This is a genomic window from Shigella dysenteriae (assembly GCF_022354085.1).
Classification (GTDB): Bacteria; Pseudomonadota; Gammaproteobacteria; order Enterobacterales; family Enterobacteriaceae; genus Escherichia; species Escherichia coli.
The window spans coordinates 4,839,336-4,863,344 of record NZ_CP055055.1 but is presented as its reverse complement, the minus strand read 5'-3'; the positions used below and the strand labels follow the sequence as shown (position 1 = coordinate 4,863,344).

19 protein-coding genes and 3 pseudogenes are annotated in these 24,009 nt (G+C 44.6%); 15 read left to right on the top strand and 7 right to left on the bottom strand.

Going from position 1 to position 24,009, the window contains the following annotated elements; translation table 11 throughout:
* Window positions 1-2: 2 nt before the first annotated feature.
* Window positions 3-1,529: a TnsD family Tn7-like transposition protein gene (locus HUZ68_RS23195; RefSeq protein WP_001243518.1), complete on the top strand. Its 1,527-nt coding sequence runs from the start codon at window positions 3-5 to the stop codon at window positions 1,527-1,529.
* Window positions 1,530-3,146, top strand: coding sequence for a Tn7-like element transposition protein TnsE (locus HUZ68_RS23190; protein WP_000251879.1), 1,617 nt, complete (start codon window positions 1,530-1,532; stop codon window positions 3,144-3,146). It begins immediately after the preceding gene.
* A 55-nt stretch (window positions 3,147-3,201) separates the two neighbouring features.
* Here HUZ68_RS23190 and HUZ68_RS23185 read toward each other — a convergent pair.
* From HUZ68_RS23185 to dfrA1, 6 genes and pseudogenes are all read right to left on the bottom strand, one after another.
* Window positions 3,202-3,354: pseudogene (locus HUZ68_RS23185) on the bottom strand (IS256 family transposase); the annotation flags it as partial.
* Window positions 3,355-3,376: 22 nt separating this feature from the next.
* Window positions 3,377-3,754 (bottom strand): hypothetical protein, encoded by a 378-nt coding sequence (locus HUZ68_RS23180; RefSeq protein ID WP_001271300.1) that lies wholly within the window; start codon window positions 3,752-3,754, stop codon window positions 3,377-3,379.
* Window positions 3,755-4,595: 841 nt separating this feature from the next.
* Window positions 4,596-5,093 (bottom strand): hypothetical protein, encoded by a 498-nt coding sequence (locus HUZ68_RS23170; RefSeq protein WP_001444089.1) that lies wholly within the window; start codon window positions 5,091-5,093, stop codon window positions 4,596-4,598.
* A 75-nt stretch (window positions 5,094-5,168) separates the two neighbouring features.
* A complete protein-coding gene (gene aadA1, locus HUZ68_RS23165; RefSeq protein WP_476727172.1) occupies window positions 5,169-5,957 on the bottom strand; it encodes an ANT(3'')-Ia family aminoglycoside nucleotidyltransferase AadA1 in 789 nt (262 codons plus the stop codon).
* A gap of 57 nt (window positions 5,958-6,014) precedes the next feature.
* Window positions 6,015-6,539, bottom strand: coding sequence for a streptothricin N-acetyltransferase Sat2 (sat2, locus tag HUZ68_RS23160; RefSeq protein WP_000704156.1), 525 nt, complete (start codon window positions 6,537-6,539; stop codon window positions 6,015-6,017).
* Window positions 6,540-6,633: 94 nt separating this feature from the next.
* Window positions 6,634-7,107 (bottom strand): trimethoprim-resistant dihydrofolate reductase DfrA1, encoded by a 474-nt coding sequence (gene dfrA1, locus HUZ68_RS23155; protein ID WP_000777554.1) that lies wholly within the window; start codon window positions 7,105-7,107, stop codon window positions 6,634-6,636.
* Window positions 7,108-7,438: 331 nt separating this feature from the next.
* On the opposite strand from dfrA1, the pseudogene intI2 reads away from it, so the two are divergent.
* A pseudogene (intI2, locus tag HUZ68_RS23150) lies at window positions 7,439-8,416 on the top strand (class 2 integron integrase IntI2).
* A 187-nt stretch (window positions 8,417-8,603) separates the two neighbouring features.
* Here the strand turns inward: intI2 and HUZ68_RS23145 are convergent.
* Window positions 8,604-8,843, bottom strand: coding sequence for a BrxA family protein (locus tag HUZ68_RS23145; protein ID WP_001353740.1), 240 nt, complete (start codon window positions 8,841-8,843; stop codon window positions 8,604-8,606).
* A gap of 1,189 nt (window positions 8,844-10,032) precedes the next feature.
* On the opposite strand from HUZ68_RS23145, the gene lpfA2 reads away from it, so the two are divergent.
* From lpfA2 to HUZ68_RS23085, 12 genes and pseudogenes are all read left to right on the top strand, one after another.
* Window positions 10,033-10,635 (top strand): long polar fimbria major subunit LpfA2, encoded by a 603-nt coding sequence (gene lpfA2, locus HUZ68_RS23140; RefSeq protein WP_000804045.1) that lies wholly within the window; start codon window positions 10,033-10,035, stop codon window positions 10,633-10,635.
* Between the two features lie 102 nt (window positions 10,636-10,737).
* Window positions 10,738-11,424 carry a fimbrial chaperone gene (locus HUZ68_RS23135; RefSeq protein ID WP_001626332.1) on the top strand — a complete coding sequence of 229 codons (687 nt, stop codon included), beginning with the start codon at window positions 10,738-10,740 and terminating at the stop codon, window positions 11,422-11,424.
* Between the two features lie 21 nt (window positions 11,425-11,445).
* Window positions 11,446-13,980: a fimbria/pilus outer membrane usher protein gene (locus tag HUZ68_RS23130; protein WP_072686539.1), complete on the top strand. Its 2,535-nt coding sequence runs from the start codon at window positions 11,446-11,448 to the stop codon at window positions 13,978-13,980.
* Window positions 13,981-13,991: 11 nt separating this feature from the next.
* Window positions 13,992-15,083, top strand: a complete 1,092-nt coding sequence (locus tag HUZ68_RS23125) for a fimbrial protein (protein ID WP_000722807.1) — start codon at window positions 13,992-13,994, stop codon at window positions 15,081-15,083.
* Between the two features lie 27 nt (window positions 15,084-15,110).
* The gene (locus tag HUZ68_RS23120; protein ID WP_001308158.1) at window positions 15,111-16,193 is read left to right on the top strand and encodes a fimbrial protein; all 1,083 of its coding nucleotides are present in this window, start codon (window positions 15,111-15,113) and stop codon (window positions 16,191-16,193) included.
* Window positions 16,194-16,404: 211 nt separating this feature from the next.
* On the top strand, window positions 16,405-17,445 hold the full coding sequence (gene pstS / locus HUZ68_RS23115; RefSeq protein WP_000867143.1) for a phosphate ABC transporter substrate-binding protein PstS: 1,041 nt from the start codon (window positions 16,405-16,407) through the stop codon (window positions 17,443-17,445).
* Window positions 17,446-17,531: 86 nt separating this feature from the next.
* Window positions 17,532-18,491, top strand: a complete 960-nt coding sequence (pstC, locus tag HUZ68_RS23110) for a phosphate ABC transporter permease PstC (RefSeq protein ID WP_000741620.1) — start codon at window positions 17,532-17,534, stop codon at window positions 18,489-18,491.
* Window positions 18,491-19,381 (top strand): phosphate ABC transporter permease PstA, encoded by an 891-nt coding sequence (gene pstA / locus HUZ68_RS23105; RefSeq protein ID WP_001251991.1) that lies wholly within the window; start codon window positions 18,491-18,493, stop codon window positions 19,379-19,381. Before pstC ends, pstA begins: the two co-directional genes overlap by 1 nt.
* 90 nt (window positions 19,382-19,471) lie before the next feature.
* Window positions 19,472-20,245: a phosphate ABC transporter ATP-binding protein PstB gene (gene pstB, locus HUZ68_RS23100; RefSeq protein WP_000063125.1), complete on the top strand. Its 774-nt coding sequence runs from the start codon at window positions 19,472-19,474 to the stop codon at window positions 20,243-20,245.
* Window positions 20,246-20,259: 14 nt separating this feature from the next.
* A complete protein-coding gene (phoU, locus tag HUZ68_RS23095) occupies window positions 20,260-20,985 on the top strand; it encodes a phosphate signaling complex protein PhoU (protein ID WP_000377785.1) in 726 nt (241 codons plus the stop codon).
* A 423-nt stretch (window positions 20,986-21,408) separates the two neighbouring features.
* Window positions 21,409-21,544, top strand: a pseudogene (locus HUZ68_RS23090) (hypothetical protein).
* The gene (locus tag HUZ68_RS23085; RefSeq protein ID WP_077786706.1) at window positions 21,511-23,895 is read left to right on the top strand and encodes a type III effector protein; all 2,385 of its coding nucleotides are present in this window, start codon (window positions 21,511-21,513) and stop codon (window positions 23,893-23,895) included. Before HUZ68_RS23090 ends, HUZ68_RS23085 begins: the two are co-directional and overlap by 34 nt.
* Window positions 23,896-24,009 lie beyond the last annotated feature (114 nt).

The following is a 24,009-nucleotide window of genomic DNA, read 5'->3' as shown; positions in this document are numbered from 1 at the left end:
CCATGAGAAACTTTCCTGTTCCGTACTCGAATGAGCTGATTTATAGCACTATTGCACGGGCAGGCGTTTATCAAGGGATTGTTAGTCCTAAGCAGCTGTTGGATGAGGTGTATGGCAACCGCAAGGTGGTCGCTACCTTAGGTCTGCCCTCGCATTTAGGTGTGATAGCAAGACATCTACATCAAACAGGACGTTACGCTGTTCAGCAGCTTATTTATGAGCATACCTTATTCCCTTTATATGCTCCGTTTGTAGGCAAGGAGCGCCGAGACGAAGCTATTCGGTTAATGGAGTACCAAGCGCAAGGTGCGGTGCATTTAATGCTAGGAGTCGCTGCTTCTAGAGTTAAGAGCGATAACCGCTTTAGATACTGCCCTGATTGCGTTGCTCTTCAGCTAAATAGGTATGGGGAAGCCTTTTGGCAACGAGATTGGTATTTGCCCGCTTTGCCATATTGTCCAAAACACGGTGCTTTAGTCTTCTTTGATAGAGCTGTAGATGATCACCGACATCAATTTTGGGCTTTGGGTCATACTGAGCTGCTTTCAGACTACCCCAAAGACTCCCTATCTCAATTAACAGCACTAGCTGCTTATATAGCCCCTCTGTTAGATGCTCCACGAGCGCAAGAGCTTTCCCCAAGCCTTGAGCAGTGGACGCTGTTTTATCAGCGCTTAGCGCAGGATCTAGGGCTAACCAAAAGCAAGCACATTCGTCATGACTTGGTGGCGGAGAGAGTGAGGCAGACTTTTAGTGATGAGGCACTAGAGAAACTGGATTTAAAGTTGGCAGAGAACAAGGACACGTGTTGGCTGAAAAGTATATTCCGTAAGCATAGAAAAGCCTTTAGTTATTTACAGCATAGTATTGTGTGGCAAGCCTTATTGCCAAAACTAACGGTTATAGAAGCGCTACAGCAGGCAAGTGCTCTTACTGAGCACTCTATAACGACAAGACCTGTTAGCCAGTCTGTGCAACCTAACTCTGAAGATTTATCTGTTAAGCATAAAGACTGGCAGCAACTAGTGCATAAATACCAAGGAATTAAGGCGGCAAGACAGTCTTTAGAGGGTGGGGTGCTATACGCTTGGCTTTACCGACATGACAGGGATTGGCTAGTTCACTGGAATCAACAGCATCAACAAGAGCGTCTGGCACCCGCCCCTAGAGTTGATTGGAACCAAAGAGATCGAATTGCTGTACGACAACTATTAAGAATCATAAAGCGTCTAGATAGTAGCCTTGATCACCCAAGAGCGACATCGAGCTGGCTGTTAAAGCAAACTCCTAACGGAACCTCTCTTGCAAAAAATCTACAGAAACTGCCTTTGGTAGCGCTTTGCTTAAAGCGTTACTCAGAGAGTGTGGAAGATTATCAAATTAGACGGATTAGCCAAGCTTTTATTAAGCTTAAACAGGAAGATGTTGAGCTTAGGCGCTGGCGATTATTAAGAAGTGCAACGTTATCTAAAGAGCGGATAACTGAGGAAGCACAAAGATTCTTGGAAATGGTTTATGGGGAAGAGTGAGTGGTTAGGCTAGCTACATTTAATGACAATGTGCAGGTTGTACATATTGGTCATTTATTCCGTAACTCGGGTCATAAGGAGTGGCGTATTTTTGTTTGGTTTAATCCAATGCAAGAACGGAAATGGACTCGATTTACTCATTTGCCTTTATTAAGTCGAGCTAAGGTGGTTAACAGTACAACAAAGCAAATAAATAAGGCGGATCGTGTGATTGAGTTTGAAGCATCGGATCTTCAACGAGCCAAAATAATCGATTTTCCTAATCTCTCGTCCTTTGCTTCCGTACGCAACAAGGATGGAGCGCAGAGTTCATTTATTTACGAAGCTGAAACACCATATAGCAAGACTCGTTATCACATCCCACAGTTAGAGCTAGCTCGGTCATTATTTTTAATTAACTCCTATTTCTGTCGAAGCTGTTTGAGCAGTACCGCTTTACAGCAAGAGTTCGACGTTCAGTATGAGGTTGAGCGAGATCATTTAGAGATAAGGATCTTACCCAGTTCATCGTTTCCTAAAGGGGCGTTAGAGCAGTCGGCCGTAGTGCAGCTTTTGGTTTGGTTGTTTTCGGATCAAGATGTTATGGATTCGTATGAAAGTATTTTTAGGCACTATCAACAAAATAGAGAAATTAAGAACGGCGTTGAAAGCTGGTGCTTTAGCTTTGACCCTCCGCCCATGCAGGGTTGGAAATTACATGTAAAAGGACGTTCTTCTAACGAGGATAAGGATTATTTAGTTGAGGAAATAGTAGGTTTAGAAATCAACGCTATGCTTCCTAGCACAACAGCTATTAGCCATGCCTCTTTTCAGGAAAAGGAGGCAGGTGATGGTAGTACGCAGCACATAGCGGTTTCAACAGAGTCAGTTGTTGATGATGAGCATCTACAGTTGGACGATGAGGAAACAGCCAATATAGACACAGACACACGAGTCATAGAGGCTGAGCCGACATGGATAAGTTTTAGTAGACCTAGTCGAATTGAAAAATCTCGCAGGGCAAGAAAAAGTAGCCAAACTATTTTAGAAAAAGAAGAAGCAACAACAAGTGAAAATAGTAATTTGGTTAGTACTGATGAGCCACACTTAGGTGGTGTCCTAGCAGCGGCAGATGTGGGTGGGAAGCAGGATGCAACCAATTACAACTCTATTTTTGCTAATCGATTTGCTGCTTTTGATGAGCTACTTTCAATTCTAAAAACTAAATTTGCATGTCGGGTGCTTTTTGAAGAAACCTTGGTTTTGCCAAAAGTTGGGCGTAGCCGATTACATCTGTGTAAAGATGGCTCACCAAGAGTGATTAAAGCCGTTGGGGTGCAACGTAATGGCAGTGAATTTGTATTGCTAGAGGTGGATGCATCGGATGGGGTGAAAATGCTTTCTACCAAAGTGTTGAGTGGCGTTGATAGCGAAACATGGCGGAATGATTTTGAAAAGATACGGCGTGGAGTGGTGAAGAGCTCATTGAATTGGCCAAATAGTTTGTTTGATCAATTATATGGACAAGACGGGCATAGAGGGGTGAATCATCCAAAGGGGTTGGGGGAGCTGCAAGTATCGAGAGAGGATATGGAAGGGTGGGCTGAGAGAGTGGTTAGAGAGCAATTTACGCATTAAAGGAATGACTGAAAGAGCCTGTAAACCCTTTTGTGTAAGTGCTTTTGCCGGTCAGTTAAAGGTGGCCATTTAAACGGTCACCAAATTCGATCATAAAACGGTTCATGGCCGGCTTCCAGTTGCGGATCGGCATCGTCCATTTCTTGGTCGCCGCCTGGATAGCCAGGTACACCACCTTCATCGCTGATTCGTCCGTAGGGAACACCTTGAGTTCATATTAATGGAATTTTCTACAAATAGCCTCCGTGGTTTTGAGGGGGGATTACAGACGATCCATAGTAGTAATCCAATGAGTTCTTGAGCGCGGCGACATGTTTGGACGCCTTGGCAAAAATTAGAGCCTGCTTGAAGTGCAGGCGAGCACGTGCTTGGACGATTGATCCATTCGCGGTCAAAAACTCAATCTTGGATGACAGCGTGTCAGGAAATCCAATATCGAAGTCCCGCCCCGTGTCAAAGTAGGGCATTTCATGATCAAAGGACGAAGCTTCCCAGGCCACTTCCCTAATATTCCAGCCGCTAGAAACAAGATTTCGTACGACTTCATCAACTTTTTTGCTTTCCAACTTGTCACAAAGTGCATAGGCAAGAGCTTTGGCGGCAGACACGTGCGTTTCCTCTTAAACATAGGTCGAACGGATACCCGAGGCAAAGCGGAGCATTAGTCCCAAAGCATCTCCGGTAGATCCGGAGGCTCCATACTGAAGGCATGGCATCTTGGGCATTGATATTTGAAACTTCTCTCTAGATAGCAGGGATTTCTTGGCCTTGCCTCATGCTGATAGCTTGTAAATATCACACGATCCTTAGCCCCACAAAGTGAGCATACTCCGTAGCTTTCATTTATAGAAATCGTCGTTAGATTGTCGCAGCATGTGCACGTTCCGACTATTTGCTCAGGAAGCATCGCCATACCTTGGCCTAGGTAAAGAAGATCAGACTCGTAGCCACATCGGTGGCAACTGAGCTTGTACGCAATGCCCATCTGGTTGTCTCACCTGAATCGTAACGTCAGAGCTATTCATCCATCCATTCGGCATCAATGTATGCCACTAAGCCGACCAGCTGACCGTTTGGACTGAAGTATGTTGCCTGCACCCCACTTGACATCTCATCAATACCACCGCACTGCGCTAGGCGCCGGTCCCACTTGCCCACAGAAGCGTCAGGATCGGCTGAGTTCCCCAAGACCCTTGTGAGCCATGCCTCCTTTAACTCAACCTCTCGAATGATTGCGTCGGCCAGCTCCTCCGCGTTATCTAGTTCGACATAGTCTGGAATTCGGACGTACGTTCTGAACACAGCTGGATACTTACTTGGGCGATTGTCATACATGACATCAACAATGTACCCGTTTGTGTAACCGTCTCTTGGAGGTTCGTATGACACTAGTGGTTCCCCTCAGCTTGCGACTAGATGTTGAGGCCTAACATTTTATTAGAGAGCAGGCTAGTTGCTTAGATACATGATCTTCAGGCCGTTATCTGTCAGGGCAAGCGAAAATTGGCCATTTATGACGACCAATGCCCCGCAGAAGCTCCCATCTTTGCCGCCATAGACGCCGCGCCCCCCTTTTGGGGTGTAGAACATCCTTTTGCCAGATGTGGAAAAGAAGTTCGTTGTCCCATTGTTGGCAATGACGTAGTAGCCGGCGAAAGTGCGAGACCCATTTGCGCTATATATAAGCCTACGATTTCCGTTGCGACTATTGTCGTAATTGGATGAACTATTATCGTAGTTGCTCTCAGAGTTGTCGTAATTTGATGGACTATTGTCGTAATTGCTTATGGAGTTGTCGTAGTTGCTTGGAGAAATGTCGTAGTTGGATGGGGAGTAGTCATAGGGAAGACGAGCTTCATCCACTAAAACAATTGGCAGGTCAGCAAGTGCCTGCCCCGATGCCATCGCAAGTACGAGGCTTAGAACCACCTTCAACAGATCGCGCATAGTCTTCCCCAGCTCTCTAACGCTTGAGTTAAGCCGCGCCGCGAAGCGGCGTCGGCTTGAACGAATTGTTAGACATTATTTGCCGACTACCTTGGTGATCTCGCCTTTCACGTAGTGAACAAATTCTTCCAACTGATCTGTGCGCGAGGCCAAGCGATCTTCTTGTCCAAGATAAGCCTGCCTAGCTTCAAGTATGACGGGCTGATACTGGGCCGGCAGGCGCTCCATTGCCCAGTCGGCAGCGACATCCTTCGGCGCGATTTTGCCGGTTACTGCGCTGTACCAAATGCGGGACAACGTAAGCACTACATTTCGCTCATCGCCAGCCCAGTCGGGCGGCGAGTTCCATAGCGTTAAGGTTTCATTTAGCGCCTCAAATAGATCCTGTTCAGGAACCGGATCAAAGAGTTCCTCCGCCGCTGGACCTACCAAGGCAACGCTATGTTCTCTTGCTTTTGTCAGCAAGATAGCCAGATCAATGTCGATCGTGGCTGGCTCGAAGATACCTGCAAGAATGTCATTGCGCTGCCATTCTCCAAATTGCAGTTCGCGCTTAGCTGGATAACGCCACGGAATGATGTCGTCGTGCACAACAATGGTGACTTCTACAGCGCGGAGAATCTCGCTCTCTCCAGGGGAAGCCGAAGTTTCCAAAAGGTCGTTGATCAAAGCTCGCCGCGTTGTTTCATCAAGCCTTACGGTCACCGTAACCAGCAAATCAATATCACTGTGTGGCTTCAGGCCGCCATCCACTGCGGAGCCGTACAAATGTACGGCCAGCAACGTCGGTTCGAGATGGCGCTCGATGACGCCAACTACCTCTGATAGTTGAGTCGATACTTCGGCGATCACCGCTTCCCTCATGATGTTTAACTCCTGAATTAAGCCGCGCCGCGAAGCGGTGTCGGCTTGAATGAATTGTTAGGCGTCATCCTGTGCTCCCGAGAACCAGTACCAGTACATCGCTGTTTCGTTCGAGACTTGAGGTCTAGTTTTATACGTGAACAGGTCAATGCCGCCGAGAGTAAAGCCACATTTTGCGTACAAATTGCAGGCAGGTACATTGTTCGTTTGTGTCTCTAATCGTATGCCAAGGAGCTGTCTGCTTAGTGCCCACTTTTTCGCAAATTCGATGAGACTGTGCGCGACTCCTTTGCCTCGGTGCGTGTGCGACACAACAATGTGTTCGATAGAGGCTAGATCGTTCCATGTTGAGTTGAGTTCAATCTTCCCGACAAGCTCTTGGTCGATGAATGCGCCATAGCAAGCAGAGTCTTCATCAGAGTCATCATCCGAGATGTAATCCTTCCGGTAGGGGCTCACACTTCTGGTAGATAGTTCAAAGCCTTGGTCGGATAGGTGCACATCGAACACTTCACGAACAATGAAATGGTTCTCAGCATCCAATGTTTCCGCCACCTGCTCAGGGATCACCGAAATCTTCATATGACGCCTAACGCCTGGCACAGCGGATCGCAAACCTGGCGCGGCTTTTGGTACAAAAGGCGTGACAGGTTTGCGAATCCGTTGCTGCCACTTGTTAACCCTTTTGCCAGATTTGGTAACTATAATTTATGTTAGAGGCGAAGTCTTGGGTAAAAACTGGCCTAAAATTGCTGGGGATTTCAGGAAAGTAAACATCACCTTCCGGCTCGATGTCTATTGTAGATATATGTAGTGTATCTACTTGATCGATCAGGCTTTTGTATATCTCCCCACCACCTGAAACAATGACATGATCCGTTATTTTCTTTAGGTTGGTTAAAGCATCTTTAATTGATGGAAAGATCAATACGTTCTCATTGTCAGATGTAAAACTTGAACGTGTTACGACCGCATACTTTCGGTTGGGTAATGCTCCCATTGATTCAAAAGTCTTGCGTCCAACCAACAGCCATTGGTTATAGGTAATAGCTTTAAACAGGAGCTGTTCACCTTTGGCACTCCATGGAATATCAGGGCCATTCCCGATAACTCCATTCTTCGATATAGCTACCATTAGTGATAGTTTCACAATTCTTCCTCAGAGGTTAACATTTTATTAGTAAGCATGCTCGTTTTGTCACCCGCTGATGCTTACCGTTAATTAATATAATCACTTGTATTAAATAGACTTTCTTTAAAAATACAAGACACTCTGTTATTACAAATCGTGCATGCCGTCTATCCTGCTTGCACGATGCACATTATCTCACCCAAAGAACTCATAACATTTTAATTTATTTAGCATTAAATTAAAACTCTACCGGTAAACAAGCATCTCTAGGCGTAAAAAACAGGCACTTTTTTAAATCCCAGCTAGAATAGGCTGTATAGGCAGACAGTTGCAAGACAAGGAGCGTTTTATGTCTAACAGTCCATTTTTAAATTCTATACGCACGGATATGCGACAAAAAGGTTATGCGCTGAAAACTGAAAAAACTTACCTGCACTGGATTAAGCGTTTTATTCTGTTTCACAAAAAACGTCATCCTCAGACCATGGGCAGTGAAGAGGTCAGGCTGTTTTTATCCAGCTTAGCAAACAGCAGACATGTAGCCATAAACACGCAGAAAATCGCTTTAAATGCCCTAGCTTTTTTGTACAACAGGTTTTTACAACAGCCGTTGGGCGATATTGATTATATCCCTGCAAGCAAGCCTAGACGGCTACCCTCTGTTATCTCTGCAAATGAAGTGCAACGCATTTTGCAGGTTATGGATACTCGCAACCAAGTTATTTTTACGCTGCTGTATGGTGCAGGTTTGCGCATTAATGAATGCTTGCGTTTGCGGGTTAAAGATTTTGATTTTGATAATGGCTGCATCACTGTGCATGACGGTAAGGGTGGGAAAAGCAGAAACAGCCTACTGCCCACGCGCCTAATCCCAGCAATAAAATAACTCATTGAGCAAGCGCGGCTTATTCAGCAAGACGACAACTTACAAGGCGTAGGGCCATCGCTGCCTTTTGCTTTAGATCACAAATACCCTTCTGCTTATCGACAAGCGGCGTGGATGTTTGTCTTTCCCTCCAGCACGCTCTGCAACCACCCGTATAACGGCAAATTATGCCGCCATCATCTGCATGACTCCGTTGCGCGAAAGGCATTGAAGGCAGCCGTACAAAAAGCAGGCATCGTTAGCAAGCGTGTCACTTGTCATACATTTCGTCACTCGTTTGCTACGCATCTATTACAAGCGGGGCGTGATATTCGCACTGTGCAAGAACTCTTAGGGCATAACGATGTTAAGACCACGCAAATCTATACGCATGTGTTGGGTCAGCATTTTGCCGGCACCACCAGTCCTGCGGATGGACTGATGCTACTTATCAATCAGTAAAAGTAGATAAATATCTTTATGTAGCCCTGAGTAGCCCCTGATACTTTTTATGGTGAAAAAGATAAACAATCATAGAGGGGATAAATATGAGCCAGTTCTACCATTGTTCAGATAAGTTTAAGCAAGATACTGTCAATCACAGTGACCATTCATGGTCATTACACTTCCTCCAGTTGCCAGACAATGCCTAACATAAAAACGCAAAAGCCCAAAAGTCAGAGCTTAGGTGTTCTAGGCGTTTTCTAAGCGCTGAAGAAATACGTCTTACCGTAGATTGCGTGCGTTTCTGAAGCACATTTTCCTTATACATGGCTTTATCCCAGGCAGCTTCATCAAGCTCTTGGAGTAACAAGCCAGTAATAATGCGACACTCTCGGGTTTGTAGCGAGCCGCTGGTGAGATCGGAGTTATAGCGGAAAGGGGTCATTTGTAATTATTTGTGGGTGGAGGATAGTTAACTTATTATTGTAGTTGGAAGAGGCTGCTTTCCAAACATTAGCACCTCGTAATGCTTGTTACTGTATATTAATTTATGCTCTTAGCGCATGTTAATGGGCTATTACAATGCATAATGTCCACATCAAGATAACTGTGGCTTAACACCTGTACAAGCGAAAAAAATCAATCACCTGTCCGGAAATACGGGATCACTGTAAAGTGTTGGTGAGGCAGTCTAGGAGGGGGATTTAATTTGGGATACTGATGAAAGGATTATGATCAGTTGGATATAGGATCGTACTAAGCTGAGCGGCAGGTTAGCTAGATTAGTTAACCAGATAAGTGAAATCTAGTTCCAAACTATTTTGTCATTTTTAATTTTCGTATTAGCTTACGACGCTACACCCAGTTCCCATCTATTTTGTCACTCTTCCCTAAATAATCCTTAAAAACTCCATTTCCACCCCTCCCAGTTCCCAACTATTTTGTCCGCCCACAGAAGGGCTGCCTTTTGGCGGCCCTTTTACTTACCAGCATTAATAATCTAACCTCATTCCAGATAATTAACTTCAGCTATTATTTGGGGCACCGTTGAACACTTGTTTTAACCGTAGTAGTAATTAAATACCTCGAATCATTGACAAACAATTGCCATAATTGACGTACTTTGTAATGAATAGCACGTTTTGTTCATTCAAGAATCGCTTGTAAAATAATCATCAATATGTGATTTGATTTAACTATGTAACAATGTGTGATAATAAATTATCACTGTAAATGTATAGTCTTTCCACAAATATAGGCAAAAAATATAATTTGAAAGTATGGTTTACTAAAAATAAGACTATTTTCTACGCAAATTAATAGTTGTAGATTATGTAAATATGAAAAAATTGTCTGCTTTGAGATGTATGATATAATTAAAAAATCACCTCGTCATAAAAATAATATTTATATCTATTTATTATTCCCTCTTCTTTTAAGCAATCACATAACGATATAAATTTAGTTTTGCTTAACACCTAAATTAATTTATCTAAATGTATAAAATAAAAACCACTTGCGCCAAAGTATATTGGTAGTACTATTTGGTTTCTGATCAAATACCGATCAGGTTTATCCAAATTTAATAAATGGATAACACACAGGAATAATATCAAATTAATGGAGTTATATTTATGAAACCAAATATGATTGTAGGAGCATTAGCGTTAACTTCTGTGTTTATGGCAGGTCACCTACAGGCGGCTGATGGAACAGTCCATTTCCGTGGTGAAATTATTGACAGTACTTGCGAAGTCACACCTGAAACTAAAGATCAGGTCGTTGACTTAGGCAAAGTAAACCGTACAGCCTTTAGTGGCGTCGATGATGTGGCTGCCCCGACGGCTTTTTCTATCGATCTGACTCAATGCCCGGAAACCTTTAAGTCCGCCGCAATTCGTTTCGATGGTAATGAAGATGCTCATGGTAATGGCAACCTGGCAATTGGTACCCCGCTGGATAACTCTAACGATGCTGCCGCTGGTATTAGCCCGAGTGATAACAGTGGGGATTATACTGGTGCGGGTGCCGTTAGTGCAGCGAAAGGCGTAGCTATTCGTTTATATAACCGTGCAGATAACACTCAGGTCAAGTTATATGAAAATTCTGCATCAACTCCGATTTCTAATGGTAATGCATCCATGAAGTTCATGGCTCGTTATATTGCTACGGAAACGACTATTGACCCTGGTACAGCTAACGCCGACTCGCAGTTTACAGTTGAATATATAAAATAAATCATTCTTAACATAATACCTTAAATAAAATGGCGCTCGCCATTATGGTTCTCTTTTACTTAAATGAAGGGCGTCATTATTATATTTTTATGAGATACATTTATGCCTATGTATTTACTTAGATTGTTTTTTGCTGTTACTTTGATTACGCAGATGTCGATGGCTATGGCTGGTATTGTTGTTGGGGGAACTCGCGTTATTTTTTATGGAGACAAACCTGATACCACAATCTCTATTTTTAATAAAGAAACGAACCTTCCTTATCTATTGCAGACATGGGTTGATCCATTTAATAAAGAGGATAAAAGCAAACCGCCATTTTCAGTGATACCTCCTGTTTCTCGCATTGAACCACAGCAAGAGAAAATATTACGCATTTTAAAAACGGCTGGCGAGTTACCAAAAGATCGGGAGTCCGTATTCTGGTTGAACGTGAAAAACATCCCTCCTTCACTTGATAAAAAAAATACCAATGTTCTTGAGATAGCCATAAAAACAAGAATTAAGTTATTCTGGCGACCAGCCGCGGTAAAGATAATCCCTGAGCAGGCTATTAAAAATGTTAAATGGTCGCGGCAGGGTAATAATCTCATCGTCGAAAATCCAAATCCGATCCATATTAATGTAATGAGTGTGACGGTGGATGATAAAGACGTGTCGCTAAATATGATCCGCCCTTTTGAAACATTGACATTACCAATTCCGGCTGGCGTGGCAGGAAAATCGCTCGTTTGGCGCTTTATTAATGATTACGGTGCAATTAGTCAACCACTAAAGAAAAACCTTTAAGCGCCGGATAAGGATATATCGATGGCCTCTTCGCATCTTTTCATTACGCTTGCATCGGGCATATGTCTGCTCTGTTCCATATCTGCTTTTGCCCGGGATAGCTTGTTCAACCCCAGATTACTGGAACTGGATCATCCTGCGGATAATATTGATATTCACCAGTTCAACCGTTCGAATACCTTACCTGCGGGAACATACAAAGTTGATGTGATGATCAACGGCATGCTCTTCGAACGCCAGGAAGTTAAATTTGTCCAGGATAACCCTGATGCTGAACTCCACCCATGCTACGTGGCGATAAAAAACGTACTGGCGACCTATGGTATAAAAGTTGATGCGATAAAATCTCTGGCGAATGTTGATGACAAAACATGCGTAAATCCCGTTCCGCTGATCGACGGGGCGACCTGGTTACTGGACGCCAGTAAGCTGGCATTGAATATTACTATTCCGCAAATTTATCTCAACAATGCAGTTAATGGTTATATCAGCCCTTCCCGTTGGGATCAGGGGATCAATGCCATGATGATGAATTATGATTTTTCGGCATCGCATACCATCCGGTCAAATTATGACGACGACGATGACAGTTATTATCTGAATTTGCGTAATGGTATTAATTTAGGCGCATGGCGTTTTCGTAATTACAGCACCCTGAATTCTTATGACGGTAATGTGGACTACCATTCCGTCAGTAATTACATTCAGCGCGACATTATGGCATTACGTAGCCAGATTATGATTGGCGATACCTGGACGGCAAGCGATGTATTTGATAGTACACAGGTGCGTGGCGTGCGGCTGTATACCGATGACGATATGTTGCCCTCCAGCCAGAACGGCTTTGCGCCAGTGGTACATGGGATTGCGAAAACTAACGCCACGGTGATCATCAAACAAAACGGCTACGTTATTTATCAATCAGCCGTACCACAGGGCGCATTTGCCCTCACCGACTTAAACACGACCAGTAGCGGCGGCGATCTCGATGTCACTATCAAAGAAGAAGATGGCAGCGAGCAGCACTTTATTCAGCCATTTACTTCACTGGCCATTCTCAAGCGTGAAGGTCAGACCGATGTAGACCTTAGCATTGGAGAAGTGCGCGACGAAAGCGGCTTTACGCCTGAGGTCTTGCAGTTACAAGCAATGCACGGTTTCCCTTTGGGAATAACCTTGTATGGCGGAACACAACTGGCAAATGATTACGCTTCTGCCGCGCTGGGTATTGGTAAAGATATGGGGGCGCTGGGCGCGATTTCTTTTGACGTGACTCATGCCCGCTCGCAGTTTGACTACGGCGATAATGAGAGTGGTCAATCGTATCGTTTTCTCTATTCCAAACGTTTTGAAGACACCAATACCACCTTTCGTCTGGTGGGTTATCGCTACTCTACGGAGGGGTTCTACACCCTCAATGAATGGGTGTCGCGACAGGATAACGATTCTGATTTCTGGGTAACGGGCAACCGTCGCAGCCGCTTCGAAGGCACCTGGACGCAATCTTTCACGCCAGGCTGGGGCAATATTTATTTAACATTCAGTCGACAGGAATACTGGCAGACCGATGAGGTCGAGCGTTTATTACAGTTCGGCTATAACAACAACTGGCGAAACATCTCCTGGAACGTTTCCTGGAACTATACGGACTCGATCAAGCGCTCATCGGGCAACCATCATGATGATAACAATGATGATTTCGGCAAAGAACAGATTTTCATGTTCTCAATGTCGATACCGCTATCGGGCTGGATGGAAGACAGCTACGTCAACTATTCGTTAACGCAAAACAACCACCATGAAAGCACGATGCAGGTCGGTCTGAACGGAACGATGCTGGAAGGGCGTAACCTGTCTTATAACGTACAGGAATCGTGGATGCACTCTCCTGATGACTCCTACAGCGGCAATGCCGGAATGACCTATGACGGGACTTATGGCTCGGTCAATGGCAGCTATTCCTGGAGCCGTGACTCCCAACATTTTGATTATGGCGCCAGAGGCGGCGTGCTGGTGCATAGTGACGGAGTGACCTTCTCGCAGGAACTGGGCGAAACGGTGGCATTAGTCAAAGCGCCGGGCGCAGAAGGCCTGTCCATTGAAAACGCCACCGGGATTTCTACCGACTGGCGTGGTTATACCGTAAAAACGCAGCTTAGCCCATATGACGAAAACCGCGTGGCATTGAACAGCGACTATTTCTCCAAAGCCAATATTGAACTGGAAAACACCGTCATCAACCTGGTACCAACGCGCGGTGCGGTGGTGAAAGCCGAATTTGTCACCCATGTCGGTTATCGCGTGCTATTTAACGTCCGCCAGGTCAACGGTAAACCAATAATGTTTGGCGCGATGGCAACCGCCTCTCTCGAAACGGGCACAGTCACCGGGATTGTCGGTGATAACGGCGAACTGTATCTCTCCGGGATGCCTGAAAAAGGCGAGTTTTTATTGAGTTGGGGACAAGCTGCGGATGAAAAATGTAAGGCGGCCTATCACATCACCCATAAACCTGATGATACCAGCCTGATTCAAATGGATGCGATTTGTCGCTAAAGGAAGCATGAATGAAAAAAATATTATCAGGGTTGATTCTGCTGCTTTGCTGTCCTTATGGTTTCGCCGCTAATGGTGATGGCGTTTGTTTTAATAGTGATGGCGCAACGCACATGTCAAATTTATCATTTGGTCCGCTGACGGTGGCTGCGGCGAATAACCACTCCGGATACAATATTTTCGAGGCACTGAGCAACACGACTGGAACATACCCGGTGCGCTGTCACTGTGATGACACGCATGGCGGACCGGGCCAACAAACAGCATTTTTTCCTATCTTCTACACGGGGGATGCCGCACCGGGGCTTGTGCTTGAGCGCACTCTTAATGGGTTAAATTACTATGCTCTGAATGATTATTTATCGGTCGGCGTGACGATTTTTATTATTAATAACCAATATGCGGCCATTCCTTTTGAACACTTATCCAACCAATCCACCTCACCGCAACATACCTGTGGAGCAGGTAATAATGGGAGCACTGTAAATCTGGATTCAGGGCGCTCGGCAAAATTATCTTTCTATGTTCGGCATTCTATTACTGGCACGGTGACAATACCCACAACGGAAGTCGCCTGGTTGTACGCGGGCATGTCCGATCATTTTCCCAAAACGACCCCCGTTTCTAAAGTGACAATTCGCGGACAACTAACGGCCCCGCAGAACTGTGAGTTAACGCCAAATCAGAGCATCGATGTCGATTTTCAAAAAATTAATAGCGCTGAGTTCTCCTCAACGGCGGGTTCAATTATTGCCGAAAGAAAGATCAAAACCGAAGTGACTGTATCCTGTACCGGGATGGAAGACGTAAGGTCCACGGAGGTGGTGAGTGCGTCGATGATTGCGGCAAACAGAAGTGCCGATGCCACTATGATCGTGACGAGTAATCCGGATGTGGGAATTAAGATTTTTGATAAGAACGACCGTCCAGTGAATGTGGATGGGGGCAACTTACCCGCTGATATGGGTGCTATTAGTCGATTAGGAAAAACCGATGGTAGCGTAACGTTTTATTCAGCGCCCGCCAGTCTGACGGGAGCAAAACCAGCGCCTGATAATGGATTTACCGCTACAGCCACGCTGGTTATTGAATTTACTAACTAATCTTGTGTTAGTAAAAGGAATAATTTCATGAAAAAATGGCATTATATATTTTGCATAATTCTCTTTCATTTAGGGTTGCCGTGCGGGTATGCGGCAAATGATGGCACGTGTGCAACAAGAGGCGGCACACATACATTAAGCCTTAATTTTCCTCTGACAACGGTCAGTGCAGCAAACAATGTGCCTGGAAATACATTAATAGATATTGCTAATGCAACATCTTCTGAAAATTATAGCGTTCTGTGTAACTGTGATTCAAAACATAGCAATGGCGCTTATCACGAAATATATTATACCGCAGACCCTGCTCCCGGTATGGTTTATAGCACCACCGCAAGTGGTCTTGCTTTTTACTATCTTAACGAATATGTCGATGTGGGAACAAAAATATCTGTGCTAAATGCGGGGTATACGGCAGTTCCTTTTGAACATGTTTCCAACCAGGCAACTACAACAGATCACACTTGTCAGGGAAACAAAACTACAGCGGTTGGCGTGAGCCTGAAAACTGGAGCAGATGCGAAGATTTCATTTCGTATTAAACGTTCAATAAATGGAACGGTAGTAATACCTATCACCGATATTGCATTGCTGTATGCCAACATATCCAGCACCACGACCCGTGGTGAGGCGATTGCAAAAGTTCGAATTTCAGGCAGTTTGACCGCACCACAGTCTTGTCAGATAAATGCAGGACAGGTGATTTATTTTGATTTTGATACTATTCCTGCGTCCGAATTTTCATCTACCGCCGGGCAAGCCATTACTTCACGAAAAATCACTAAAACAGTGAGTATTGAGTGTACGGGGATGGGGGATGAGCGTACGCAGAAAGTCGATGCTTCTTTTACGGGGACGAACCGAAGCAGTGACGATACGATGGTTGCGACAGACAATGCCGATGTCGGGATCAAAATTTACAATAAATCGAATGCTGAAGTTAGCGTCAACAACGGAAAGTTACCCGCAGACATGGGCAACACGACCATTTTTGGTCGTAAAAATGGTTCGGTAACTTTTTCGGCAGCACCTGCCAGCTTTACCGGTGCCCGGCCTCAGCCCGGCGTTTTTAACGCTACCGCGACCTTAACCATTGAATTTGTAAACTAACCTTTTGCGGCTGTTTTATGACAGCCGTTCATATTTCCTCTCCTTTTATGAAAAAACGCTGATATTTTTACCCTTTAATATCAATAAGTAATAACTTTCGTTTGGGTGTCATCAAACTGTCACATTCCTTACATATAACTGTCACCTGTTTGTCCTATTTTGCTTCTCGTAGCCAACAAACAATGCTTTATGAATCCTCCCAGGAGACATTATGAAAGTTATGCGTACCACCGTCGCAACTGTTGTCGCCGCGACCTTATCGATGAGTGCTTTCTCTGTGTTTGCAGAAGCAAGCCTGACAGGTGCAGGTGCAACCTTCCCTGCGCCGGTGTATGCCAAATGGGCTGACACTTACCAGAAAGAAACCGGTAATAAAGTTAACTACCAGGGTATCGGTTCTTCCGGTGGCGTAAAACAGATTATCGCTAATACCGTTGATTTTGGTGCCTCTGACGCGCCGCTGTCTGATGAAAAATTGGCTCAGGAAGGCCTGTTCCAGTTCCCGACCGTGATTGGCGGCGTGGTGCTGGCGGTTAACATTCCAGGGTTGAAGTCTGGCGAGCTGGTGCTGGATGGTAAAACCCTCGGCGACATCTACCTCGGCAAAATCAAGAAGTGGGATGATGAAGCCATCGCCAAACTGAATCCGGGTCTGAAACTGCCTTCACAGAACATTGCTGTAGTACGCCGCGCAGATGGCTCCGGGACTTCCTTCGTCTTCACCAGCTACCTGGCGAAAGTGAATGAAGAGTGGAAAAACAACGTTGGTACTGGCTCTACCGTAAAATGGCCGATCGGTCTGGGTGGTAAAGGTAACGACGGTATCGCTGCGTTCGTTCAGCGTCTGCCGGGTGCAATTGGTTACGTTGAATATGCTTATGCGAAGCAAAACAACCTGGCGTACACCAAACTGATCTCCGCTGATGGTAAACCTGTTTTGCCGACTGAAGAAAACTTCGCTAATGCAGCAAAAGGTGCAGACTGGAGCAAAACCTTCGCTCAGGATCTGACCAACCAGAAAGGCGAAGATGCGTGGCCTATTACCTCTACCACGTTCATTCTGATCCACAAAGATCAGAAGAAACCAGAACAAGGCACAGAAGTGCTGAAATTCTTCGACTGGGCGTACAAAACCGGGGCTAAACAGGCGAACGACCTGGATTATGCCAGCCTGCCGGATAGCGTAGTTGAACAGGTTCGCGCAGCGTGGAAGACCAATATTAAAGACAGTAGCGGCAAGCCGCTGTACTAATAAAACTCCAGGCCGGGTACGGTGTTTTACGCCGCATCCGGCATTACAAAATGACTTTGTAAACGCGTTTAACTGAAGAGTAACTTATGGCTGCAACCAAGCCTGCTTTTAACCCACCGGGTAAAAAGGGCGACATAATTTTCAGCGTGCTGGTAAAACTGGCGGCGCTGATTGTGCTATTGATGTTGGGTGGCATTATTGTCTCTCTGATCATCTCCTCATGGCCGAGCATTCAGAAATTTGGTCTGGCTTTCCTGTGGACCAAAGAGTGGGATGCGCCGAACGATATCTACGGGGCGCTGGTGCCGATCTACGGTACGTTGGTGACTTCGTTTATCGCGCTGCTGATCGCCGTCCCGGTGAGTTTCGGTATCGCCCTGTTCCTGACTGAGCTTGCGCCTGGCTGGCTGAAACGCCCGCTGGGTATCGCCATTGAGCTGCTGGCAGCCATTCCAAGTATCGTTTACGGCATGTGGGGCCTGTTTATCTTTGCGCCGCTGTTCGCCGTTTACTTCCAGGAGCCGGTCGGCAATATCATGTCGAATATCCCGATTGTCGGCGCGCTGTTCTCTGGCCCGGCATTTGGTATCGGTATCCTCGCGGCAGGCGTGATCCTCGCCATCATGATTATTCCGTACATTGCGGCGGTAATGCGCGATGTGTTCGAACAAACCCCGGTGATGATGAAAGAGTCGGCCTACGGTATTGGCTGCACCACCTGGGAGGTTATCTGGCGTATCGTTCTTCCGTTCACCAAAAATGGTGTTATCGGCGGCATTATGCTGGGGCTGGGCCGCGCGCTTGGTGAAACCATGGCGGTGACCTTTATCATCGGTAACACCTACCAGCTCGACAGCGCCTCGCTGTACATGCCGGGCAACAGTATCACCTCTGCGCTGGCGAACGAATTTGCCGAAGCGGAATCCGGTCTGCACGTTGCCGCACTGATGGAACTGGGCCTGATCCTGTTTGTGATTACCTTCATCGTCCTCGCCGCATCGAAGTTTATGATTATGCGCCTGGCTAAGAATGAGGGGGCACGCTAATGGCTATGGTTGAAATGCAAACCACTGCGGCGCTGGCGGAATCCCGCCGCAAAATGCAGGCGCGTCGCCGCCTCAAGAACCGTATTGCACTGACGCTCTCGATGGCGACGATGGCCTTCGGTCTGTTCTGGCTGATCTGGATTTTAATGTCCACCATCACCCGCGGTATCGACGGTATGTCGCTGGCTCTGTTTACTGAAATGACGCCGCCGCCCAATACGGAAGGTGGTGGTCTGGCGAACGCTCTGGCGGGTAGCGGGCTGTTAATTTTGTGGGCCACGGTATTCGGTACGCCGCTGGGCATTATGGCGGGGATTTATCTGGCGGAATATGGTCGTAAATCCTGGCTGGCAGAAGTGATTCGCTTCATTAACGACATTCTGCTCTCTGCGCCGTCGATTGTGGTTGGTCTGTTTGTTTACACCATTGTGGTGGCGCAGATGGAGCACTTCTCCGGTTGGGCGGGTGTGATTGCCCTGGCGCTGTTGCAGGTACCGATTGTTATCCGCACCACCGAGAACATGCTGAAACTGGTGCCGGACAGCCTGCGTGAAGCGGCTTATGCGCTGGGTACACCGAAGTGGAAGATGATCTCCGCGATTACGCTGAAAGCGTCGGTGTCCGGGATCATGACCGGTATCCTGCTGGCGATTGCCCGTATTGCTGGTGAAACCGCGCCGCTGCTGTTTACCGCGCTCTCCAACCAGTTCTGGAGCACGGACATGATGCAGCCGATCGCCAACCTGCCGGTGACGATCTTTAAGTTTGCGATGAGCCCGTTTGCTGAATGGCAGCAACTGGCCTGGGCCGGGGTGTTGATTATTACCCTGTGCGTACTGCTGCTGAACATTCTGGCGCGCGTTGTTTTTGCGAAGAATAAACACGGTTAACACTTTGCCGGATGCGGCGTGAACGCCTGATCCGGCCTACGGTAAGCCTGATTAGCGAAGTGCATCAGGCACGATGAGGAAAAGATTGCAATGAGTATGGTTGAAACTGCCCCGAGTAAAATTCAGGTTCGTAATTTGAACTTCTACTACGGCAAATTCCATGCCCTGAAAAACATCAACCTGGATATCGCTAAAAACCAGGTTACGGCGTTTATCGGGCCGTCCGGCTGCGGTAAATCGACGCTGCTGCGTACCTTCAACAAAATGTTTGAACTGTACCCGGAGCAGCGCGCAGAAGGTGAAATTCTGCTTGATGGCGACAACATCCTGACCAACTCTCAGGATATCGCCCTGCTGCGTGCGAAAGTGGGCATGGTGTTCCAGAAACCGACGCCGTTCCCGATGTCCATCTACGACAACATCGCCTTTGGCGTTCGTCTGTTTGAGAAGCTCTCCCGTGCCGACATGGACGAGCGCGTGCAGTGGGCATTGACCAAAGCCGCATTGTGGAACGAAACCAAAGATAAATTGCATCAGAGCGGTTACTCTCTCTCTGGCGGTCAGCAACAGCGTCTGTGTATTGCGCGTGGTATCGCCATTCGCCCGGAAGTGCTGCTGCTCGACGAACCGTGTTCGGCGCTCGACCCTATCTCTACCGGGCGTATTGAAGAGCTGATCACCGAACTGAAGCAGGATTACACCGTGGTGATCGTCACCCACAACATGCAGCAGGCTGCGCGTTGTTCCGACCACACGGCGTTTATGTACCTGGGCGAATTGATTGAGTTCAGCAACACGGACGATCTGTTCACCAAGCCAGCGAAGAAACAAACAGAAGACTACATCACCGGTCGTTACGGTTGATTCAGGAGTGCGTTATGGACAGTCTCAATCTTAATAAACATATTTCCGGCCAGTTCAACGCCGAACTGGAAAGTATCCGCACGCAGGTGATGACCATGGGCGGCATGGTGGAGCAGCAGCTTTCTGATGCAATCACCGCGATGCACAACCAGGACAGCGATCTGGCGAAGCGCGTCATCGAAGGCGACAAGAACGTCAACATGATGGAAGTGGCGATCGATGAAGCCTGCGTGCGCATTATTGCCAAACGCCAGCCGACGGCGAGCGACCTGCGACTGGTTATGGTGATCAGTAAAACCATTGCCGAGCTGGAGCGTATTGGTGACGTGGCGGACAAAATCTGCCGTACTGCGCTGGAGAAATTCTCCCAGCAGCATCAGCCGTTGCTGGTAAGTCTGGAGTCGCTGGGCCGTCATACCATCCAGATGCTGCACGACGTGCTGGACGCGTTCGCGCGGATGGACATTGACGAAGCGGTACGTATTTATCGTGAAGATAAAAAAGTCGATCAGGAGTATGAAGGTATTGTTCGTCAACTGATGACCTACATGATGGAAGATTCGCGTACCATTCCGAGCGTACTTACCGCGCTATTCTGTGCGCGTTCTATCGAACGTATTGGCGACCGCTGCCAGAATATTTGTGAGTTTATCTTCTACTACGTGAAGGGGCAGGATTTCCGTCATGTAGGCGGTGATGAGCTGGATAAACTGCTGGCGGGAAAAGACCCGAAAGAGTAGTGCTAACTGTAGGCCAGATAAAGCTTTTTGCCGCATCTGGCAATCAGCCCGGTCATACATAGTTACCGGGCTGATAAACTTTCTCACTGAAATATTGCCACACAAACTCACCTCGAAACTCTCCCCAGTACATTGCATATACATTATTACATTTGAATTTTTTTACTTTTAATGTAGTGCCCCGCTATAAAAACATTTTTGTTATTCTTTTCATTTATATCGTTACCTGCAAAGAAAATGGAAAAGAAAACAAAAACCAGGGTAAAAGCCCTATATCGAAACATAAAAAATGAGCGATTTTTTACAGTATTCATAGGTGGTTTAGCCATAATCGTCTCAAACCAACACCCAGGTATGCTTTTAAGACAAATCGGCTATGTGTTGTGCTTGGGCGAATAAATATTGTGTTCAGGAGAAATGATTATGGCTATATCATCATATAGTACAGTTACAGATAAATTTGCTAATCTGACTAAAATGCCAGATGAAAATAATGGATTGCAAAAAAAATCAGAAAAATTTTGTTTGTCTGTTGGTAATGAGGAGAAGTATTCAATAACCCATAAAGATATAACAAACCTTATAGCTGGTGATAGACAATCTTTTCTTAAACTAACTCTTTGGGAATTTATACTCGATCTCTTTCCCATGTATCATATTAAGGAGGCTAAAGAAACAATTGTAGAATTTGTAACGAAAACTGAGGACAAAGTTAAGAGATTTGAGAGAATTAAATATCTCGCTATTCCAGAAGAAAAATGGCGCTTTAGTACGACGGCAGAATTTACAGTAGATGAGAATAAAGACATTATTGTTAGTAGAGTATTTAAAATAAATATTAACTCGAAAGATAATCATAATAATGCTGAAGAAAATACAATGCGTTCTGTATTATCAGAAGAACGTAATTATAATAGTTATAAACATGATATTCATTTTGATGAGAAGGCTTTTCAATCAGGGATATTGAAAATGCAGTTCCCTAATGATAATGAAAAACTAAGCGTATATTTAAAAAATAAAATCCCCTTTGAAAATATGATAATTGATTTATCTGCACTGAAAAAAGATGTTCTGGTATCGCTAAAACAGTGTTGCTTTAAAAATATGACATTCACTGGTGATATATCTTACGAAAATCTTAATGGCCCAGTATTTGAAAATTGTTTTTTTGAGGGTTGTAATTTCGAGAATGTGTCCCTTGTTGGCTTTGATAAAGTGACCTGTGAAAGCTATGACGTTCTTTGTAACGTAAAACCAAATAATAAAATACCGATTTACGGTATGTTTAAAGGGTGTTTTTTGTATCAATGCGAAATGAAAAATTTCAAGATAGAGACATCAAAAATATACTCTATAAATCAAGATCCCCAAAGAGGGGATAAGAAAGTCGGTGCATATCTGTTTATGCAGTCATTTGTATATGCAAGTAATCTTCAAGATGGAGTGTGTAAAGAAGCAAGTGTTATTGCAAGCAGTTTATTATCTTGCAATATAGCAAAGCTTAATGGTGTTGGAATGGATTTCATAGAAACTTCGTTTTATAGAAAAACTCGCGGTGGTTTTAGAGATAGTAATAATTTTTATGATTGTGATTTTCGTTATGTTAATATGACATGCAAACGAGATGGAATTCGTGAAGATTTACGAGATTATGATCCAAGAAAATATTTCGGAGAAAGTGAAAATAAACTTAATCTGGATAAAAATCTTTTAGATGTTATCCATGATGATATTTTCCAAGATATGAAGACTCATTATAATATAAATGGCGATATAGATAAACATATAAATCTTAATCATTGCTGTTTATATGGTGCTTGTTTGGGCGAGTTAACCGGTGGAAATCCATTGTATGATTGTGCTATTGATACTTATACCACTATCTTAAGTGGTAATCTTGCTGCAAACACTCAGGTTAAAATTCCTGTTTATATGTACCATAGAGGAGCTATAGCTGAAAAAGACATTTTACCTTTCATGGAAAAGGTAACGAATATTTATTCACGGATAGAAGATATTTATAAATATAGCAATAATATGAAGAATAATTACAAAAAGGCACTAGCCGATTTACAATCCTTATTAGTTAATCTGCATAACATTATGCCTGGTGATGATGTAAAAGATTTTCAACTCAATGATGAAACTATAAAATATATTATAGATAATGTTTTGTACAATAGAAAAAAAGATATAGCTAGTGAAATAGATACTGATAAAGTGAATTTCATGCATAAAATCTATAATAACCTTTATTGGTATAGACATTACGATGAAAATGGAAATGAAAAAACATATCGTACTGCCAATCCAAATGGTAATAGATTTTACTTTGATTTTGCTGGTTTGCAAGTACTTTACTACGATTATGAGAATAAGAATAAGCCTACAAAGGAGAAATTTTTGGAAAAGCAAAATCTTTTTTCAACGGTGAAAAACTTTAAGGCAGAAGAAAAAATAAACCAAGAGAAATATATAGAAAAACCAGCAAATGTAGCCCATGAAATTGCTTCATTCTTTGACATTGAACAATATTTATTGGGGGTCATTGATAGAAATAATAATTATATTAATGAAAATTTCACTTATAAATTGCTAGATTTAGCCAACCGTTCTGGCGCAAGAGATGCTCAGCTAGAAAGAAAGGTTTATTTTAATGAGAAGATGCTTAATTTAAATGATAATGATGAAAAAGAAAAAGTCAAAATCGAAAATGATATAAATAAAATAGATGAAAAAATTGAAGAAATAGATAATGCAATCCGGGATCTTTCCTCTGAAACAGAGAGATTCAAGATAAAGTTTCAACAAGAAAATAGCCTTAATGATGTAATTCTAGGTATCAGTCGTTGGCTAAAAGAAAATCAAGTTATGGTGGAAACTATTAAGAAAATTGATACCGAATAATAACGTGGCGAATAAATAAACGGATCAAGTCGTTCCTGTGACAATGAGGTTATACGAAAAGACGCTTACTCATCAGAAATCTGGTATGCTTTAATTAAACCAGTGTCGCTGATG

Excerpts from the sequence above, each read along its gene's own strand:
- HUZ68_RS23195 (WP_001243518.1), top strand. The coding sequence starts at position 3 with ATGAGAAACTTTCCTGTTCCGTACTCGAATGAGCTGATTTATAGCACT.
- HUZ68_RS23170 (WP_001444089.1), bottom strand. The coding sequence starts at position 5,093 with ATGCGCGATCTGTTGAAGGTGGTTCTAAGCCTCGTACTTGCGATGGCA.
- aadA1 (WP_476727172.1), bottom strand. The coding sequence starts at position 5,957 with ATGAGGGAAGCGGTGATCGCCGAAGTATCGACTCAACTATCAGAGGTA.
- sat2 (WP_000704156.1), bottom strand. The coding sequence starts at position 6,539 with ATGAAGATTTCGGTGATCCCTGAGCAGGTGGCGGAAACATTGGATGCT.
- HUZ68_RS23145 (WP_001353740.1), bottom strand. The coding sequence starts at position 8,843 with ATGACCCCTTTCCGCTATAACTCCGATCTCACCAGCGGCTCGCTACAA.
- lpfA2 (WP_000804045.1), top strand. The coding sequence starts at position 10,033 with ATGAAACCAAATATGATTGTAGGAGCATTAGCGTTAACTTCTGTGTTT.
- HUZ68_RS23135 (WP_001626332.1), top strand. The coding sequence starts at position 10,738 with ATGCCTATGTATTTACTTAGATTGTTTTTTGCTGTTACTTTGATTACG.
- HUZ68_RS23130 (WP_072686539.1), top strand. The coding sequence starts at position 11,446 with ATGGCCTCTTCGCATCTTTTCATTACGCTTGCATCGGGCATATGTCTG.
- HUZ68_RS23125 (WP_000722807.1), top strand. The coding sequence starts at position 13,992 with ATGAAAAAAATATTATCAGGGTTGATTCTGCTGCTTTGCTGTCCTTAT.
- HUZ68_RS23120 (WP_001308158.1), top strand. The coding sequence starts at position 15,111 with ATGAAAAAATGGCATTATATATTTTGCATAATTCTCTTTCATTTAGGG.
- pstS (WP_000867143.1), top strand. The coding sequence starts at position 16,405 with ATGAAAGTTATGCGTACCACCGTCGCAACTGTTGTCGCCGCGACCTTA.
- pstC (WP_000741620.1), top strand. The coding sequence starts at position 17,532 with ATGGCTGCAACCAAGCCTGCTTTTAACCCACCGGGTAAAAAGGGCGAC.
- pstA (WP_001251991.1), top strand. The coding sequence starts at position 18,491 with ATGGCTATGGTTGAAATGCAAACCACTGCGGCGCTGGCGGAATCCCGC.
- pstB (WP_000063125.1), top strand. The coding sequence starts at position 19,472 with ATGAGTATGGTTGAAACTGCCCCGAGTAAAATTCAGGTTCGTAATTTG.
- phoU (WP_000377785.1), top strand. The coding sequence starts at position 20,260 with ATGGACAGTCTCAATCTTAATAAACATATTTCCGGCCAGTTCAACGCC.